Raw genomic sequence first — 14984 nt, 5'->3', positions numbered from 1 at the left:
ATTCTGAATTCTGACTCCTGAATTCTATTTTATTAAAGTTTGATTTCTGAATGGATTAATGCTAAATTCCTCTATCAATCAATCGTTAAATTCTCTATTTGATATTGCTCAGAATATCCAGATTGAGTCTAATTTTTGTATTTACCATCCCAATTATCAACCCTTCGCTCTGCCGACTAAAATAGCCGATAGATTTCAGCAAAATTCCGTAGATTTACAACAAAAGTATCTTACTCTCCTGCTGCGAAATTTTCTTTACGGAATCTATTACAATGGCTCCCTGCAAAGTACTTTGGCAGTCAATACTGATAATACTAATCAACCGCAAAAGCATAATTTAGCAGATAATTCTATTTTGGAGATTGATTGGGACTTTTACGAGCAACTGCACGCCAGTAATCACGGCATAGGTTACTTTGACCCTCGATGGCAGGTGTTGCGGAAAGAACCTGATGGGACTATGGCTGTGACTAAAGGCGGTTTAACACTTTATGTTGAGCCAGATTGTCATCTAGAATCCAGTAAGAAATCTACCAAAGTGGGTGATATGGTAGCAATCTGGATGCCCAAAAATCGACTGCAAAATGGCTGTTACTTAGCAGTTAGCAATGTTGGACAGGAACGGCAAAGCAACCCAGACGCCGATTTAGGAGCAGGGCGAATCTACTTTAACTTTACGCCATCTGGTGCGATCGCTCTCATGGAAAGCTTGACGCTGCAACTAAATGCAACCTCGATTCCCTTTAGCTTTCAAGTTCTCCACAACCCCTCTGCATACGGACGCTATGATTCGGGGCTACTTTACTTTGAACTCCCCGACTATCCAGCAATCCGCAAAATCCTTCAGACTGTTTATATCGAAAATCAATTTCATTTCCAGCCCGAAATTCCTTTGTTTACCAAATTTTTAGCTCCAGGGTTAGGTTTAGCTGAGGAACCAACCCAAAAATTTGCAGCACAAGAAAGTTTTGGGATGAACCGTTGCCAAATCGTCGCTAATGCTTTGTTGGAAGCTTGGCAAAAAGGTAAAAATGCAATGGAGGAGCGGATGAGGACGATTGACCAACACTTTGCGCGGCATCTAATAGATTTGCAGCGTCCTTATCTCAATCCCAGTTCTGAGGATATATATCAGCCGTTAAATTGATTGATTAATTGGGGATTGGGCATGGGGCATGGGGCATTGGGCATTGGGCATTGGGCATTGGGCATTGGGCATTGGGCATCGGGCATCGGGTATGAAGATGAGGGATAAGGGAGTATAGAAAAAGTTACAGCAAGTTTTTCCCCAATCCCCAATCCCCAATCCCCAGTCCCCAATCCTTAATGCCCAATCCCCAATCCCCAGTCCCCAGTCCCCAATCCCCCAATTTAAAATTCCACAATAACTGGCACATGGTCGCTAGGTTGGGTTAACTTTCTGGGTGCGACATCAATAATGCAACTTGTAGCACGCTCATATAGCACGGGTGTCAGATAGTGGTGGTCAATTCGCCAACCTAAGTTACGACGAAAAGCGGCGGAGCGATAATCCCACCAACTATAATTTCCACCCTCTGTGGTGAATTTGCGAAAAGCATCGGCAAATCCCAATTTCAGAATATCCCGTAAGGCTTGGCGCTCTGTTTCTGTTGCCATAATGTGATTTTCTGTACTCACTTGCTCGTGAATATCCTTATCTTCCAAGGCGATATTGAAGTCGCCGCACACACAAATTGCGGATTCTGACAACACCAGCAATCGCAAATACTCGTGTAACGCTGTTAACCAACGCAGTTTGTATTCGTATTTCTCCGTTCCTACTGCTGCGCCATTAGGAACATATAAGTTTACAATCCGCACGCCATCAATTACACCTGTAATCACGCGCTTTTGCTCGTCCCATTCGTGATGTAAATCTGGCAAAATCGCCCTAAACCCGCTACTGACATTTAGAAGTGGCTGGCGGCTAATCAGGGCTACGCCGTTATAAGATTTTTGCCCTGACATATAAAGGTTATACCCTAACTGCTCAAAAGGCGATCGCGGAAATTCAGCATCCACAACTTTGGTTTCTTGCAAGCAGAGAACATCAACAGGATTTAGGGTTAACCAATCGATAACCTGTTCCAGGCGAGTGCGAATTGAGTTGACGTTCCAAGTAGCGATTTTCATTAGTTAATATCAGAATTTTTGTAAATTACTAATTACAAATTATGTAATTATTGTACAATTACTTAATATTTATATTTTCTGTTATTTTTCCCAATTACCTTTAAATGAAGCTTTAATGGCTTGATCCCATTGAATATTTTAGTATTGTCAACTACTAAATATTCAATTTTGTAAGTTCTGCTACAAAACATTCTACCTCTTTATGATCCCCAAGACAGATGCAACAAATAATAGGTTAGCTATACGGTTAGAAGTGTAGCTCAGAGTTGACTTTTGCCGAGAGTCAGTTAGATTTGTTGGCAGAAAATTTGCGGTACGGTTAACCTTTATTGCGCTTTTGATAGCCTGTAAGGTTAATTTAAATGTCAAAAGAGTAAGTACAAATGCTCTTTACTCATAAAATAATGATCTAGCTCATTATTGAGGACAATTTCATCGACTGAACCAGAAAAACTTATGAAAATCGCTCAAGTTGCCCCCTTATGGGAAAGGGTTCCACCTCCTAATTATGGAGGAATAGAATTGGTAGTGAGTCGCTTGACTGATGAACTTGTTCGTCGCGGTCATGAAGTAACTTTATTTGCCTCTGGTGATTCTCAAACTTTGGCTAACTTAGAAGCAGTTTATCCACGTGCATTACGCTTAGACCAAAATGTGAAAGAGTATGCAGTGTACGAAATGCTAGAACTAAGTCAAGTTTACCAGCGTGCCGAGCAATTCGATATCATCCATTCTCATGTAGGGATTTCGGCGTTACCTTTAGCGAGTTTGATAACAGCAACTGCTACAGTCCACACCCTGCACAATAATTTTACAACTGACAACCGTCACGCATTTAGCTACTACCAAAAGCAACCATACATCAGCATTAGTAATTCGCAGCGTCAAATTGACCTTAATTATGTTGGCACGGTTTATAACGGAATTGAGCTAGCAGATTACCCATTTGTAGCTCAACCCTTAGAACCTCCATATTTAGCATTTTTAGGCCGTTTTTCGCCAGATAAAGGCCCGCACCATGCGATCGCCATTGCTAAACAAAGTGGTTGGCGCTTGAAGATGGCAGGAAAGGTTGATGCAGAAAACTCGGAGTTTTTTGAACAAGAGATTGTCCCTCACATAGATGGTGAGCAAATCGAATATCTCGGTGAAATTAACCACGCCCAAAAAACTGAACTTCTGGGTAATGCTGCGATAACTCTTTTCCCCATCAGCTGGCAAGAACCTTTTGGTTTAGTAATGATTGAATCAATGGCAGTTGGTACGCCAGTAATTGCCATGAATTTCGGCTCCGTACCTGAAGTTATTACCCACGGTAAAACAGGTTTTATCTGCAATAGCTACGCAGAAATGGCAGCAGTGATTCCACTAGCATTGGAACTCAATCGTCAAACCTGTCGAAAACATGTAGAAAACAACTTTAGCGTTAGCCAAATGGTTAACGGATATGAAGCTGTTTACAGACAAATTATAAAAGACCGCATAGAATCGAATGGCCGCATTCATGCAGCTAACATTCAGTTTTAATCAACTGCTTTTTTGACTTAGTTTAAAACAACAATTTTTTAAGGAGGACATTGGTATGAGTACGAGAGCCAACACTTGCCCATGCTGCGGTGGTTCCCTCCTGCGTCATGCCCGTCATGGTGAACTATATTGGTTTTGCCTGTCATGCCGACAAGAAGTACCGCTGTTAACTGCTACTCGCCTGCCTAATGTGGAAACCCGGAACACCGGTGTGGTTCCCCAGCCAGCGGTGAATACCTAGTTTTTCAATCAATATATAAAACCTACTAAAAATCAATACTGATTTCGTTTAAACCTATCAATAAGCGCCAACTGGTAAAATCGGATGGAGCTAATTAATAGGTTTAAAATTTTGTTAGCAGCGTTACTTTATGGTCAAGAAGATTTACGCCTAGAGGAAGTTTCTGACCCTACTCCGGCGGCTGGAGAGGTTGTAATCCAAGTGGGGGCTGCAACAACTTGCGGTACAGATTTGAAAGTCTGGCGGCGTGGTGGTCATGCCAGGATGCTGATACCGCCAACCCTGTTTGGTCACGAAGCGGCTGGGCGAATTGTTGCTATGGGTGCAGGAGTGACAAATTGGCAAGTAGGCGATCGCATCGTCGCTAATAATTCTGCTCCATGCACGAATTGCTTTTTTTGTCAACGTCAAGAATATTCTTTATGTCCAAATTTGACCTGGAATAATGGGACTTTTGCCCAATACTTGAAAATTCCTGCACCGATAGTAGAACATAATTTGTTGCAGATTCCCGATGAGTTGCCGTGGGAATTGGCAGCCATGACGGAACCTTTGGCTTGTGTATTGCATGGTGTAGCGCGTTCTAATATTAAGCCCAAAGATAAAGTAGTCGTCTTGGGAGATGGGGCAATCGGGCTGATGTTTGTGGCGGCGTTGAGTGAGACAACTGAGGTTTTGCTGTGGGGAGGTAATAACCACAGACTAGAAATTGGTCAGAAATTGGGTGCAACCCAGACCTTTAATTATCATCAAATCCCGGATATTCCCAGTGTAGTGAAAGAACTGACCCAAGGATGGGGCGCAGATGTAGTAATTGAAGCTACTGGTGTCCCAAGTGTTTGGGAAACTGCGATCGCTTGCGCCCGTCCTGGTGCAACAGTCAACTTATTCGGTGGATGTCCACGGGATACCAGCATTACCGTCAGTACAGAACAGCTACACTATAGCGAACTTACTCTCAAAGGCGTGTTTCATAATACACCAGAGTATGTGCGATCGGCCCTTGCACTCATAGCTAGTCGTAAAATTCCCTTTGAGTTACTTATTAGCGAACAACGACCATTAAAAGATTTAGAACAGGTGTTTTCTGATATGAAGGTGCGTAAAGTAATTAAGGTAGCAATGATTCCTTAATTTTTTGCAGGGTACAGCAGATGATCTAAATCTAGCCAAACAATGTAGAAAATCTCGTCAATAAAGAACCCATGAACCCTACCATGTTCATTTGAGGAGATGGAAAACTGATATGGTATGTCAACTAATTGTTCTTCATTTGGCAAACCAAATGCCCTCTCGCTGGTATCTTCCCACTTGATGGGATGACACCTGAGCGTACTGCTACGATTTACTAACAACTCTTGAGCCGTTAGGCTAGATAGAGCTTTTAACCGATCAAGCAAGGTCAGCCAGTAGATTATTTCTTTTTGGCTACAAGAAAATTTGCTGTTACTGTCCTGATAATATTTAAACGAAAAGCTGATGCCTTGAGTTGGCTTCAGCTTTGTTGCTCTAATACCTGATGTGCCGTCTTTGGCAATCTCAGTCTTCTTAATCCTTTTCTTCGACACGAGATCCGTAATACTCCTTCATCCACTGTTTCTGAATAACTTCGTTGGAAGCTTCATCAAGTGGTAGATTTCCTCTAGCCAAATTCCAGGGTGTCTCGGCATGAGTCATCTGCTCTAGTTCATAACCATCACAAGCAAAGTATTCGTGTGCAACCTCATCTAGAAACTCTTGAACCTCTTGGGGTAATTCTGGGTTAACATCTTCTAAAATTGGTTGCCATCCAAAAAGCCTATACTTCTGGTACAACGCAGGTATCACAGGGCCATGTATCCAGGCTTGAAAATCCTCTGGGAATAGAGGAGTGTCATTGAGTGCAAGATGCCAAGCCTGAGCGTAGTACACAAGCTTTTGCAGCTTTAGATTACTGATAAAAGAGCCTGTTTCATTTGCTAACCAGATAAAGTAATCTGCTACGTTAAAACATGACAACACTACAACCACCCCCTTCAGTATGCTAGATAATAGTTAGCTTTTATTTGCTCTAATACATCACCTTACAGAGTTATCACAGCAAGAGCTAGGAAGAATTTTTCTGCTTCTTATAGTCTAATTGAGCGATCGCTATAATTGCGTCTCTACCACCTAATAACTAAATCCTTATGGCAAACACTATTTCAATTACCGATTCTCTAGTTCCTAATCCCGTCCCGAAATCAACAATTATTCGTTTGGAGAATATCTTTAAAGTATATGGCAGTGGCGAAACTGAAGTTAAAGCACTTAACGATGTAAATTTGACTATCCACGAAGGTGAATATTGTTCAATTATGGGGCCGTCTGGTTCAGGAAAATCCACAGCTATGAATATTATCGGCTGTCTAGACAGACCCACAGGTGGACATTATTACTTAGATAATATTGATGTGGCGCAAATGGATGATAAATCCTTGGCACACATCCGTAATAAAAAGCTGGGGTTTGTCTTCCAGCAATTCCATTTATTACCCCAACTCACAGCATTAGAAAATGTGATGTTGCCAATGGTCTATGCTAGTGTGAATCCGAAAGAAAGAAGCGATCGCGCAACAGAAGCCTTGACGCGAGTTGGTTTGGCAAATCGCCTCAACAACAAACCAACTCAACTATCTGGTGGACAACAACAAAGAGTAGCGATCGCCCGGGCGATCGTCAATCGTCCCGTAGTACTCCTCGCCGATGAACCCACAGGCGCACTTGATTCGCGCACAACCCAAGAAGTTTTAGATATTTTTGGCGAACTCAATGCCAGTGGAATTACAGTTGTCATGGTAACTCATGAACCAGAAGTTGCCCGTCAAACCCAGCGCATCGTTTGGTTCCGTGATGGTCAAGTAGTACACTCCAACCTTACCCCAGCCGACTTGAGTCAGTTAGCTGTCTCGTAGGTTCTTAAAGTCCGCCTGTGCGGACTTTAGTTTGTGTAACCGCGACTTCTAGTCGCCAAAGCTGATTACAAACTTGACGTTTTTCCAGTTTCTGCTTGCGTTGCGATCGGCTTAACATCGGTGTAACCCAATTCACCAGATATTGTCCGAAACACTGAAATTTGCTCTTCAAATTCTAATTTTTCAATTTGCGAAAGCAAATCATTAATTTCTTTAGTTGGCTGGTAGGTGCTTGGTAAATCAACCACCTTATCTCCCATAGCTACCGCCCAAGCATACCAAACTAACAGTTGATTGTTCTCTTTTATTGCCCCATAAGCACGGGAATACTCTGTGTCCTTACGGTTGACTATATCCCGCATAATTGCCAGTTGCTCCTCATCTGACAACTTAAAATAGTCTTCTGATAAAATTGGTGATAGTTCTGGTTCAGCAGCAGCAGGAGCGGCTGGAGTCACAGAGTCACCCATTTTTTTATAAACAAAATAGAACCAAGCTAGTTTAGCATCGGTGTCTAAGGCGTTAAACGCATCTACCAAGTTTTGAGTTTCATTGCTCTGGGCTTGAGAAATATTTTTATCGTAACTTGCAGTCATAAATTTGTTTCCAAAGAAATTTTACAGGCCAAACTAAGGGTTACCAAAATTTAAGCATCAGATTCTACTACCAATAGAAAGAGTTAAATTAATTAAAAATTGTCGATTTAATCTACCTTTTAATAGAGGTAAAAGTCTCCCCCAAGAAGCGATGAAGCAGCACATTACTTTGCTATAATTTTCCCAGCAATAAAAAATTTACCTTAAGGTTTTAATTATGCCTGATGAAGAAGTGAAGCCAAATTTAAATGAAGCTTCCACCCAGGATGCCCAATTAGCTGCTGATAGCATAGCTAGTGGTGAAGAAGAAGCGCCAACGGTGGATTTTGATGCTGATTATGCAGCTGCACAAAAATTCAGCGTGAGTGAAGTTGACCGCACAGGTAAAGGTGCAGCAGCAGCCGAAGCAGCCACTGCACCTAACCAGAAAACCTCTCAGCCACAACAAACAAAAACTCAAACGCAGTCAACTGGTAATCCTGATGATTTTCTAGAGTCAGCAAAGGAAGTTGGGAATTCTCCGGCTGAGGGTGTAACTAATGTTAGTGATGATTTAGTAGAACAAGCTTTGGAAAAGGGTGAACGGAAAAATTAGTTTTTCGTGATATCTTGCTATTTTGTAAGATGGGCAATGTCACAAAATAAAAGAATTGAAACTATCGCCATTGGGAGACATTGCCCACTCTACTTTTTTGCTCAATTGTCAATTTTTAAAATTATCACTATCGATTTTTGACTATTTAACGACTGTTCATCACTTCTAGTAGTTCGCTAGGTTGCTGAATTAAATAATCTGGATTTTGCTTGGCTAGTACTTCCGGTGAATTAAAGCCCCAAGTGACTGCAATCACTTGGATATTTGCTTTTTTTGATGCTTCTATATCTCTGGTTTCATCTCCAACATAAATAACCTCTTGAGGTTTGAGTTGCTTTTGCCTCAAGACATTATTTATAATAGTTGTCTTGCCAAAAATTGTAATTCCTGAGTAGATAAAATCAAATAGGTGATTTAAATCATTGATTGTGAGGAATTGCGTAACATTTTCTTTAGAATTAGAAGTGATAATACCCAGTTTATATCCTTGATTTTGGAGTTCTGTTAATGCTTCCTTAATACCCAGAATTGGCTTTAATTCTGGTATTTTATTTTTTAATTCCCCTTTAACTTGTTTAACTAGAAAAGGGATCTTAAATAGAGAAACTCCGGAGTACTTAATGATTTCCCTAGATGTTAAGCCTTTGAGAAAGGCTAATTGTTCTGGGCTTATTTGTTTATAACCAAAGTCTATAGCTAAACGATTAGCAATACTTACAAGGGCATCTACTGTATCAGCAATTGTGCCATCAAAATCAAAAATAATTACTTTCTGGGTCATTCTTCTGCTTGGATGCGTCAAGATTAGCTAGGGCGTTGCGTCGTAACATTTCTGGCTTAATCCGCCGCAAGGCAGATGCTGGAAATCGTTTATCCCACTCCCGATCTGAGATTTGGGCTAATTCTAGCAGGTGGGGAGCAATATTCACTGGATTTGGCTGAAACTCTTCAATATCAGTTGTTTGGGCAAAACGTTGATTCCAAGGACAAACATCTTGGCAAATATCGCAACCAGCAACCCAGCCTTGCAAATGAGGTGCGATCGCTTGTGGCAATTCTTTGTCCCGATTTTCAATGGTATGATAAGCAATGCAGCGATTAGCATCGACAACAAAAGGCTGAGTAATTGCACCTGTGGGACAAGCCTGAAGACAACGAGTACAGGTACCGCAGTGTTCTGTGTGTGGGCGATCGCTCTCTAATTCTAAATTGGTCAACACTTCTCCCAAAAATACCCAAGAGCCATATTCTGGTGTAATCACATTACCATTCTTGGCAATCCAACCAATTCCGGCAAGTTGAGCCAACACTTTATCTTGCACCGGGCCAGTATCTGCATAATAAAGAGCCAATACGCCTGGATCGAGTGATTTTAGCCATATAGATAGCTGCTTGAGTTTTCTATGCATCACCTTGTGATAATCCCTTCCCCAACCATAACGGGAAATTTTGGCGTACTCCTCACTTTCAGGACGTTGATGTGGTGTGTAGTAATTCAGCGCTACACACACTAGCGATCGCACCTCTGGCATCACTAAGCGGATATCCTGACGCTTTGGATTAGCCATCCATTTCATATCAGCGTGATAACCTAGTTCAATCCATGCTTGCAACCTCTGCGCTTCTGTGGCATTTACCCGATCTACAGCAGTAATTCCAACTTTGTGAAAGCCCAACTCGCTGGCTTTTTCTTTCACCAGACTGCTGCTCGTTACAGAATACTGATTCATTTTTTTTATCTGGATTTTGCCCAAATAAAGGCGTTTTAATTATATATGATGTAGCTATTACCTTTAATTAAGATTTATTAAATGCTCATATGTAGCCTGTCTTAAACTGCATAGTAGTTCAAAACTTCCATCGTTAGGAAGATTTATTAATATGTAGCAATCTATTTCAATAGCAGCTTTTTTTTTACTTATTTTTGTATTGAAATTAATATTTAGATACCATAATACAGGTAATTTTATGACCTCTGCTGAATTTATATCGCCAGCGCAGTTTAAAGAAGAATTTCAGATTGAAGGAATTACAGAACCAAGTGTACTGCGTTATTTTGAAACCTTAAATGCAGGAGAATTTGAGGCAACTGCTGCCTTATTTGCGATAGATGGTGTGATGCGTCCGCCATTTGAATCTGATATTGTCGGGACAGATGCGATCGCAGCCTACTTAAAACAAGAAGGTCAAAACATCAAAGCTTACCCGAACACAGGAATAGCCGAGACTTTAGAAAATGGAGATATCCAAGTCCAGGTAACAGGCAAAGCCCAAACTTCCTGGTGTAGTGTCAATGTCTTGTGGCTATTTATCCTCAACCAACAACGGCAAATTTCTTATACTAGAATCAAACTTTTAGCTTCCCCGAAAGAGTTACTTACTTTACGTCGTGAAAAGTAAATAGCGAATAACTAAAAAGAGCAAAATTTGAAACCAATATTTATCACCTACTCACACAGTATTTATGGCTTTCTCCTAACTCCTGAGTTTTGAATTTTGAATTCTTCCTCATAAATGCATGACTTGAAAAATAGTAATACCAATTTGAAAAAAGAATGCAATAGATACATACGGACATACCTTTGTTATGTCTGGCTTTCTTAATGCATGAATTTTGTTAGCGTCGGCGGCAAGCGAGTCCGCGAGCGTCATCTTGAATTTTGAATTGGTATAACTTTTGTCTATCGGACTAATTCAGGTAAAGTAGCTTCTAACTTCAGACAGTTGGCACCATTAACCTGCAACTTGTAATCTACTTTATCCATGAGACGATTCATAATCAGCCAACCATAACCACCTTCTTGCTTTTCCAGCGGGTTTGGAGCGTAGTAGTTAGACATGTCAAAGCCTTCGCCGTAGTCCCAAATTTCTAAGGCAAAATCCCGGTCTTTCACTTCTAAACGCAGTAATATGGGTAAATTTGGTTGATCCTTGTGGGCATGACGGACTGCATTAGAATAGGCTTCTACTAAAGCCAGTCTCAAACGACTTGATTGCCGCGACCAATCCACAGATTCCCCTAGCTGAATTTTCAAACATCCCAACAACCAGTTTTCAACAATATTGAGAAAATTCAAATCGCTTGGTACATGAAGCTCACTTTTCATGACTTATAAAATCTCCAGTGAAAGTATAGTTTGATCGTCTTCTTGAACGTGATTATCTGCCTGGATGCGAGCTAGTAAATGGTTAAGAGAAAGTGGTTGTTCCTCTTGTTGTAAGAGTTGCCAAAGACCATCTTGATTCAGCATCGAACGGTTTAATGACTCAACCCCAACCTCAGTTTTTACTGTTGAATCAGGATTATTTGATACCATTGCTTCTGTAATTCCATCGCTGGCTAGTAACAATGTGTCTCCAGCAGCGAGAACCAAGCGACCAGACTGTGCCTGCCACTTAGGCAAAATCCCCAAAGGAACGCTGCGAACTTTCAGGTAATTGGGATTTTCGGCTAAAGCACCTTGGCGTGACCATAATATTGGGTAAATATGACCGGCATTGGTGTAGACCAGTTCTTTTGTGCTTGGGGTATAACAAGCTAACACAAGAGTGACAAAATAATTGTTGCTAATTAAATCTTCACTGAGAGCGTGGTTGAGGTTCTGCATAACCACATTCGGCTCTGCTGGTGTCTCTTGAGATAATTCTCGGCGCAAAACTGAAATAATACTAGCCATAAATAAAGCTGCTGGGACGCCCTTGCCAGAAACGTCACCCACTGCCAACCACAAGTCACCTTTAGGATGGACAAAAACTTCAAAAAAATCGCCTCCTACTTCACGCGCGGGATAGCAGCAAGCTTGTACCTTCACACCTTTAATGTCAGGTAAACTTTGGCGTAGCAGGTTGTATTGAATTTGCCGAGCCACCTCTAACTCAGTGTGAATCTGCTGTTGCTTTTCTTGGAGGCGTTGGTAGAGTTTTGCTTGGGAAAGAGCTAAGGCTGCTTGTTCGGCAACACCTGCAATTAGTTGGATGTCTTCGTCTTCCCAAGGGCGATCGCGTCCCCATTGGTGGAGGGTTAGCACAGCCAACAAATGCTGATGGTAGCTAAGTGGCACAACTAGGTGATGACCAGGATTACCGTTATATATATCTTGAGCGAGTTGATAATGACGGGTTTCCAGCACTTTTTCGATTAAAACACTGGAGTCGAAAAACGAATCTAATACATCAGATTTCGGATCGCGGTAGAAAAACTCGTCTTGTGTGAGGCGATCGCCCTCTACCGGTTTGAGTAAGCAACTGGTAGCTTCAAATGTTTCTCCAATAGTTGCGACAATTTTTTGCAGCATACTATCGTAGTCTAAAGATTCCCGAATCGCTGTTGTTACCGCATTAAACAAAGATTCTCGCCGTAAGGACCGACGCAACTCTTGGGTGCGCTTCTTAACTAGGCGATATGTATCAGTAGCTTGCTCAACTAAGCTTCTCAGCCGTTCTGGATTCCAGGGTTTGGTAATGTACTTGAATACCTGACCGGAGTTAATCGCATCTACCAAATCTTCGACATCAGTAAAACCAGTTAACAAAATCCGAATCGTGTCTGGAAAGCGCTCTACGGTGCGACTAAAAAATTCAGTCCCATTCATTTCTGGCATTCTTTGGTCAGAAATAATTACCGCCATCTCGCCAAATTGATCCAACATTTCCATAGCACCAAAGGCATGATTGGCTTTATATACTTGAAAATCTCGCCTAAAAGTGCGGTAGAGTAAATCTAAATTATCTGGCTCATCATCTACCACCATGAGCTTAAGTTTGTCCGTACCAATTTCAGCCATATTTGACTTTTATTTTTATATATTTGAATGGCGAGATAACATGATGTTTATCCCACCTAATAAATAAGAGAAAACCAGAAAAGCCATTCACTTTGAAAATATAACTTTTCAAAGTTGTGAGTTTCCCTTGATTATCCTCAATCGATCCACACCAAAATTAAATTTATCCAACTAACCCAGAACGCAAGGCGCGGACTGCTGCTTGGGTACGGTCATCGGCACATAGCTTATTCAAAATATTGCGAACGTGAGTTTTAACAGTGCCAACTGTGATGTAAAGTCTTTCCGCAATTACTGCATTACTACAACCTTCGACAATCAACTGTAACACTTCCAATTCCCTTTCTGTCAGGGTGTAAGGTTGAATTTCTTCCAGATTCTCAAAAGAATCAGGGTTAGGAGCAATAGTCTTGGAATCGACCAAAGCCGATTCCAACTTTTGAGGATTTTGTTGCGCTTGTTGTAATACAATCCGAGCGATCGCTGGATCGATCCAGGCGTTGCCATTGTAAGTTACTCGTACTGCTTCCAGCAAATTATCAAATTTGATATCTTTCATACAGTAAGAGTCTGCACCAGCGGCAAAAGCTGCCAACACCGCTTCTTTGTTATCCCGCAGCGTCAAAATTAATACTTTTGTAAGTAGCTGCTGGCCATTAGTAGTAGATTTTACCTCCCGTGTTAACTCAATGCCATCCTTATCTGGTAAACCAATATCGACAATGGCAATATCTGGTTGTAGCATTTTTAACATTTTTAGACCCTCAGCAGCATTAGCAGCTTCACCTACAACTTCAATTTCATCCTTTTGCTGTAGTGCTGTACGAATACCCACACGAGTTAGGTCATGGTCTTCAATCAGAGCGATACGAATTTTACTCATAGCCAACTTCAGCCCGTTACACTATAACCATAAAGTCGAGTTTCGTGACATACTCCCACACTAGCTGCAAGCAGTATAGTGGGAGCTTCTATTCCCGGAACCAGAGTTGCGAGTTGAGCGTTTTATACTGAGTGAATATTACACTTTAACAATAAAAGTTGGACTGGTTCAGCCCAAGTACAAGCGCCCAAGATTAATAGACAAAGGAGTGAAATTAATTATGTATTATCTAAAACCCTTATATATTACGTAGCAGGGCTGCGTATATACATTCTTGTTCACTATTATGTCTATTTAGTTTAATTATGCTTACTCTCGTTGCAGGGCAAAGGGGAATCTCTTTTGCCTAAGTTCTAATATAAAAAAATTTGATAAACTTAACATTCATGCAAAATCTGGTGTGAGTATTACTTAAGAATAGGCTATGTCTAACGGCAATCAAGCATTTTCAGTGTTGGGAATACCAGTTCATGTGATGGCTGACTATCCAGGCTGGTTGTTAGAATGCCTGCACACAGGCAGAGGAACTCATGTCGTAACGCTCAATGCAGAAATGACTATGCAGGCAGAGCGAAATCAATTATTAGCTCAGGTGATTAAAAATGCTGAACTGGTGATTCCAGATGGAGCTGGAGTTGTTCTGTATTTACGATGGCTGTTATGGCAAAAAGTGCAGCGGTTTCCAGGGATTGAATTAGCAGAAAAACTTTTGCAAGCACTTGGGCAACAAAAGACAGGGACAAAGATATTTTTCTATGGAGGAGCGCCTAGAGTGGCGGCAAATGCGGCAGATTTTTGGCAGCAGCAAATTCCAGATTTGAATATAGTCGGCACTCACTCAGGCTACCATTCTCCAGAAGAAGAAGCACAATTGCGACAAACTCTGGCTCAATTGCAGCCACAAGTGATTTTTGTGGGTTTGGGAGTGCCACGTCAAGAGTTATGGATTGCCGAAAACCGCCATTTGTGTCCCCAAGCAATTTGGATTGGCGTTGGTGGTAGTTTTGATATTTGGTCGGGAACTAAAACTCGCGCTCCCGCCTGGTTAGGAAATAATAATTTGGAATGGTTGTATCGCCTTTATCAAGAACCTTGGCGCTGGCGGCGGATGTTGGCTTTGCCGGCGTTTGCTGTGAAAGCGTTTGTTTATCGTTTGACAGCAAGAGGTGCAATTAGTTGAGAGTGGGGCATGGGGCATGGGGCATGGGGATCAAGAAACGTGGCGTGGCGCTGCAAAAAAAGATCAAATAAATACTATCTCTGTGTAAAAC

General features: G+C 41.5%; 17 protein-coding genes. 8 read left to right on the top strand and 9 right to left on the bottom strand.

The features are described 5' to 3' along the window. The first annotated feature begins 58 nt into the window (after nucleotides 1-58). Nucleotides 59-1147, top strand: coding sequence for a T3SS effector HopA1 family protein (locus RMY64_RS17915; RefSeq protein ID WP_322700750.1), 1089 nt, complete (start codon nucleotides 59-61; stop codon nucleotides 1145-1147). A gap of 224 nt (nucleotides 1148-1371) precedes the next feature. Here RMY64_RS17915 and xth read toward each other — a convergent pair whose 3' ends face one another. Next, a complete protein-coding gene (gene xth, locus RMY64_RS17910; RefSeq protein WP_322674857.1) occupies nucleotides 1372-2154 on the bottom strand; it encodes an exodeoxyribonuclease III in 783 nt (260 codons plus the stop codon). Nucleotides 2155-2610: 456 nt separating this feature from the next. Here xth and RMY64_RS17905 point away from each other — a divergent pair, with 456 nt between their 5' ends. The 3 genes from RMY64_RS17905 (at nucleotide 2611) to RMY64_RS17895 (ending at nucleotide 5056) form a co-directional block, all read left to right on the top strand. Beyond that, nucleotides 2611-3681, top strand: a complete 1071-nt coding sequence (locus RMY64_RS17905) for a glycosyltransferase family 4 protein (protein WP_322700749.1) — start codon at nucleotides 2611-2613, stop codon at nucleotides 3679-3681. Between the two features lie 55 nt (nucleotides 3682-3736). Continuing rightward, nucleotides 3737-3922: a hypothetical protein gene (locus tag RMY64_RS17900; RefSeq protein ID WP_104909358.1), complete on the top strand. Its 186-nt coding sequence runs from the start codon at nucleotides 3737-3739 to the stop codon at nucleotides 3920-3922. Nucleotides 3923-4033: 111 nt separating this feature from the next. After that, a complete protein-coding gene (locus RMY64_RS17895; RefSeq protein ID WP_322683862.1) occupies nucleotides 4034-5056 on the top strand; it encodes a zinc-dependent alcohol dehydrogenase in 1023 nt (340 codons plus the stop codon). Here RMY64_RS17895 and RMY64_RS17890 read toward each other — a convergent pair. After that, nucleotides 5053-5490: a hypothetical protein gene (locus RMY64_RS17890; RefSeq protein WP_322683684.1), complete on the bottom strand. Its 438-nt coding sequence runs from the start codon at nucleotides 5488-5490 to the stop codon at nucleotides 5053-5055. The genes RMY64_RS17895 and RMY64_RS17890 overlap by 4 nt on opposite strands. Continuing rightward, complete coding sequence (locus RMY64_RS17885) at nucleotides 5471-5923, bottom strand: Panacea domain-containing protein (RefSeq protein ID WP_322674854.1); 453 nt, start codon at nucleotides 5921-5923, stop codon at nucleotides 5471-5473. Before RMY64_RS17885 ends, RMY64_RS17890 begins: the two co-directional genes overlap by 20 nt. A 167-nt stretch (nucleotides 5924-6090) precedes the next feature. Between RMY64_RS17885 and RMY64_RS17880 the strand changes: the two genes are divergently transcribed. Then, the gene (locus RMY64_RS17880; RefSeq protein WP_322674853.1) at nucleotides 6091-6855 is read left to right on the top strand and encodes an ABC transporter ATP-binding protein; all 765 of its coding nucleotides are present in this window, start codon (nucleotides 6091-6093) and stop codon (nucleotides 6853-6855) included. A 65-nt stretch (nucleotides 6856-6920) separates the two neighbouring features. Here RMY64_RS17880 and RMY64_RS17875 read toward each other — a convergent pair whose 3' ends face one another. Further along, complete coding sequence (locus tag RMY64_RS17875; protein ID WP_322683685.1) at nucleotides 6921-7451, bottom strand: orange carotenoid protein N-terminal domain-containing protein; 531 nt, start codon at nucleotides 7449-7451, stop codon at nucleotides 6921-6923. Between the two features lie 217 nt (nucleotides 7452-7668). Between RMY64_RS17875 and RMY64_RS17870 the strand changes: the two genes are divergently transcribed. Next, the gene (locus tag RMY64_RS17870; protein WP_322674851.1) at nucleotides 7669-8046 is read left to right on the top strand and encodes a hypothetical protein; all 378 of its coding nucleotides are present in this window, start codon (nucleotides 7669-7671) and stop codon (nucleotides 8044-8046) included. Between the two features lie 145 nt (nucleotides 8047-8191). On the opposite strand, the gene RMY64_RS17865 is transcribed toward RMY64_RS17870, so the two are convergent. Both RMY64_RS17865 and queG read right to left on the bottom strand, forming a co-directional pair. Further along, entirely contained in the window at nucleotides 8192-8827 is a 636-nt protein-coding gene (locus tag RMY64_RS17865; protein WP_322674850.1) for an HAD-IA family hydrolase, read from the bottom strand. Then, nucleotides 8802-9776 carry a tRNA epoxyqueuosine(34) reductase QueG gene (gene queG, locus RMY64_RS17860; protein ID WP_322700748.1) on the bottom strand — a complete coding sequence of 325 codons (975 nt, stop codon included), beginning with the start codon at nucleotides 9774-9776 and terminating at the stop codon, nucleotides 8802-8804. Before queG ends, RMY64_RS17865 begins: the two co-directional genes overlap by 26 nt. A 238-nt stretch (nucleotides 9777-10014) precedes the next feature. Between queG and RMY64_RS17855 the strand changes: the two genes are divergently transcribed. Further along, nucleotides 10015-10446, top strand: a complete 432-nt coding sequence (locus RMY64_RS17855) for a ketosteroid isomerase family protein (protein ID WP_322674848.1) — start codon at nucleotides 10015-10017, stop codon at nucleotides 10444-10446. A gap of 281 nt (nucleotides 10447-10727) precedes the next feature. On the opposite strand, the gene RMY64_RS17850 is transcribed toward RMY64_RS17855, so the two are convergent. The 3 genes from RMY64_RS17850 to RMY64_RS17840 all read right to left on the bottom strand — a co-directional run bounded on the left by RMY64_RS17850 (nucleotide 10728) and on the right by RMY64_RS17840 (nucleotide 13713). Continuing rightward, on the bottom strand, nucleotides 10728-11153 hold the full coding sequence (locus RMY64_RS17850; RefSeq protein ID WP_322674847.1) for an anti-sigma regulatory factor: 426 nt from the start codon (nucleotides 11151-11153) through the stop codon (nucleotides 10728-10730). Between the two features lie 3 nt (nucleotides 11154-11156). Then, a complete protein-coding gene (locus RMY64_RS17845) occupies nucleotides 11157-12830 on the bottom strand; it encodes a SpoIIE family protein phosphatase (protein WP_322700747.1) in 1674 nt (557 codons plus the stop codon). Nucleotides 12831-12993: 163 nt separating this feature from the next. Continuing rightward, nucleotides 12994-13713, bottom strand: a complete 720-nt coding sequence (locus RMY64_RS17840) for a response regulator transcription factor (RefSeq protein WP_322674845.1) — start codon at nucleotides 13711-13713, stop codon at nucleotides 12994-12996. Nucleotides 13714-14137: 424 nt separating this feature from the next. On the opposite strand from RMY64_RS17840, the gene RMY64_RS17835 reads away from it, so the two are divergent. Beyond that, nucleotides 14138-14893, top strand: a complete 756-nt coding sequence (locus tag RMY64_RS17835; RefSeq protein ID WP_322683688.1) for a WecB/TagA/CpsF family glycosyltransferase — start codon at nucleotides 14138-14140, stop codon at nucleotides 14891-14893. Nucleotides 14894-14984 lie beyond the last annotated feature (91 nt).

Origin of the sequence: Nostoc sp. DedQUE08, assembly GCF_034530895.1 — a bacterium.
Classification (GTDB): Bacteria; Cyanobacteriota; Cyanobacteriia; order Cyanobacteriales; family Nostocaceae; genus Nostoc.
The sequence above is the reverse complement of the archived record's forward strand: the minus strand, read 5'-3'. Positions and strand labels throughout refer to the sequence as shown.

Coding starts and splice junctions, on each gene's coding strand:
- RMY64_RS17915 (WP_322700750.1), top strand. CDS start 59: ATGCTAAATTCCTCTATCAATCAATCGTTAAATTCTCTATTTGATATT.
- xth (WP_322674857.1), bottom strand. CDS start 2,154: ATGAAAATCGCTACTTGGAACGTCAACTCAATTCGCACTCGCCTGGAA.
- RMY64_RS17905 (WP_322700749.1), top strand. CDS start 2,611: ATGAAAATCGCTCAAGTTGCCCCCTTATGGGAAAGGGTTCCACCTCCT.
- RMY64_RS17900 (WP_104909358.1), top strand. CDS start 3,737: ATGAGTACGAGAGCCAACACTTGCCCATGCTGCGGTGGTTCCCTCCTG.
- RMY64_RS17880 (WP_322674853.1), top strand. CDS start 6,091: ATGGCAAACACTATTTCAATTACCGATTCTCTAGTTCCTAATCCCGTC.
- RMY64_RS17875 (WP_322683685.1), bottom strand. CDS start 7,451: ATGACTGCAAGTTACGATAAAAATATTTCTCAAGCCCAGAGCAATGAA.
- RMY64_RS17870 (WP_322674851.1), top strand. CDS start 7,669: ATGCCTGATGAAGAAGTGAAGCCAAATTTAAATGAAGCTTCCACCCAG.
- RMY64_RS17865 (WP_322674850.1), bottom strand. CDS start 8,827: ATGACCCAGAAAGTAATTATTTTTGATTTTGATGGCACAATTGCTGAT.
- queG (WP_322700748.1), bottom strand. CDS start 9,776: ATGAATCAGTATTCTGTAACGAGCAGCAGTCTGGTGAAAGAAAAAGCC.
- RMY64_RS17855 (WP_322674848.1), top strand. CDS start 10,015: ATGACCTCTGCTGAATTTATATCGCCAGCGCAGTTTAAAGAAGAATTT.
- RMY64_RS17850 (WP_322674847.1), bottom strand. CDS start 11,153: ATGAAAAGTGAGCTTCATGTACCAAGCGATTTGAATTTTCTCAATATT.
- RMY64_RS17845 (WP_322700747.1), bottom strand. CDS start 12,830: ATGGCTGAAATTGGTACGGACAAACTTAAGCTCATGGTGGTAGATGAT.
- RMY64_RS17840 (WP_322674845.1), bottom strand. CDS start 13,713: ATGAGTAAAATTCGTATCGCTCTGATTGAAGACCATGACCTAACTCGT.
- RMY64_RS17835 (WP_322683688.1), top strand. CDS start 14,138: ATGTCTAACGGCAATCAAGCATTTTCAGTGTTGGGAATACCAGTTCAT.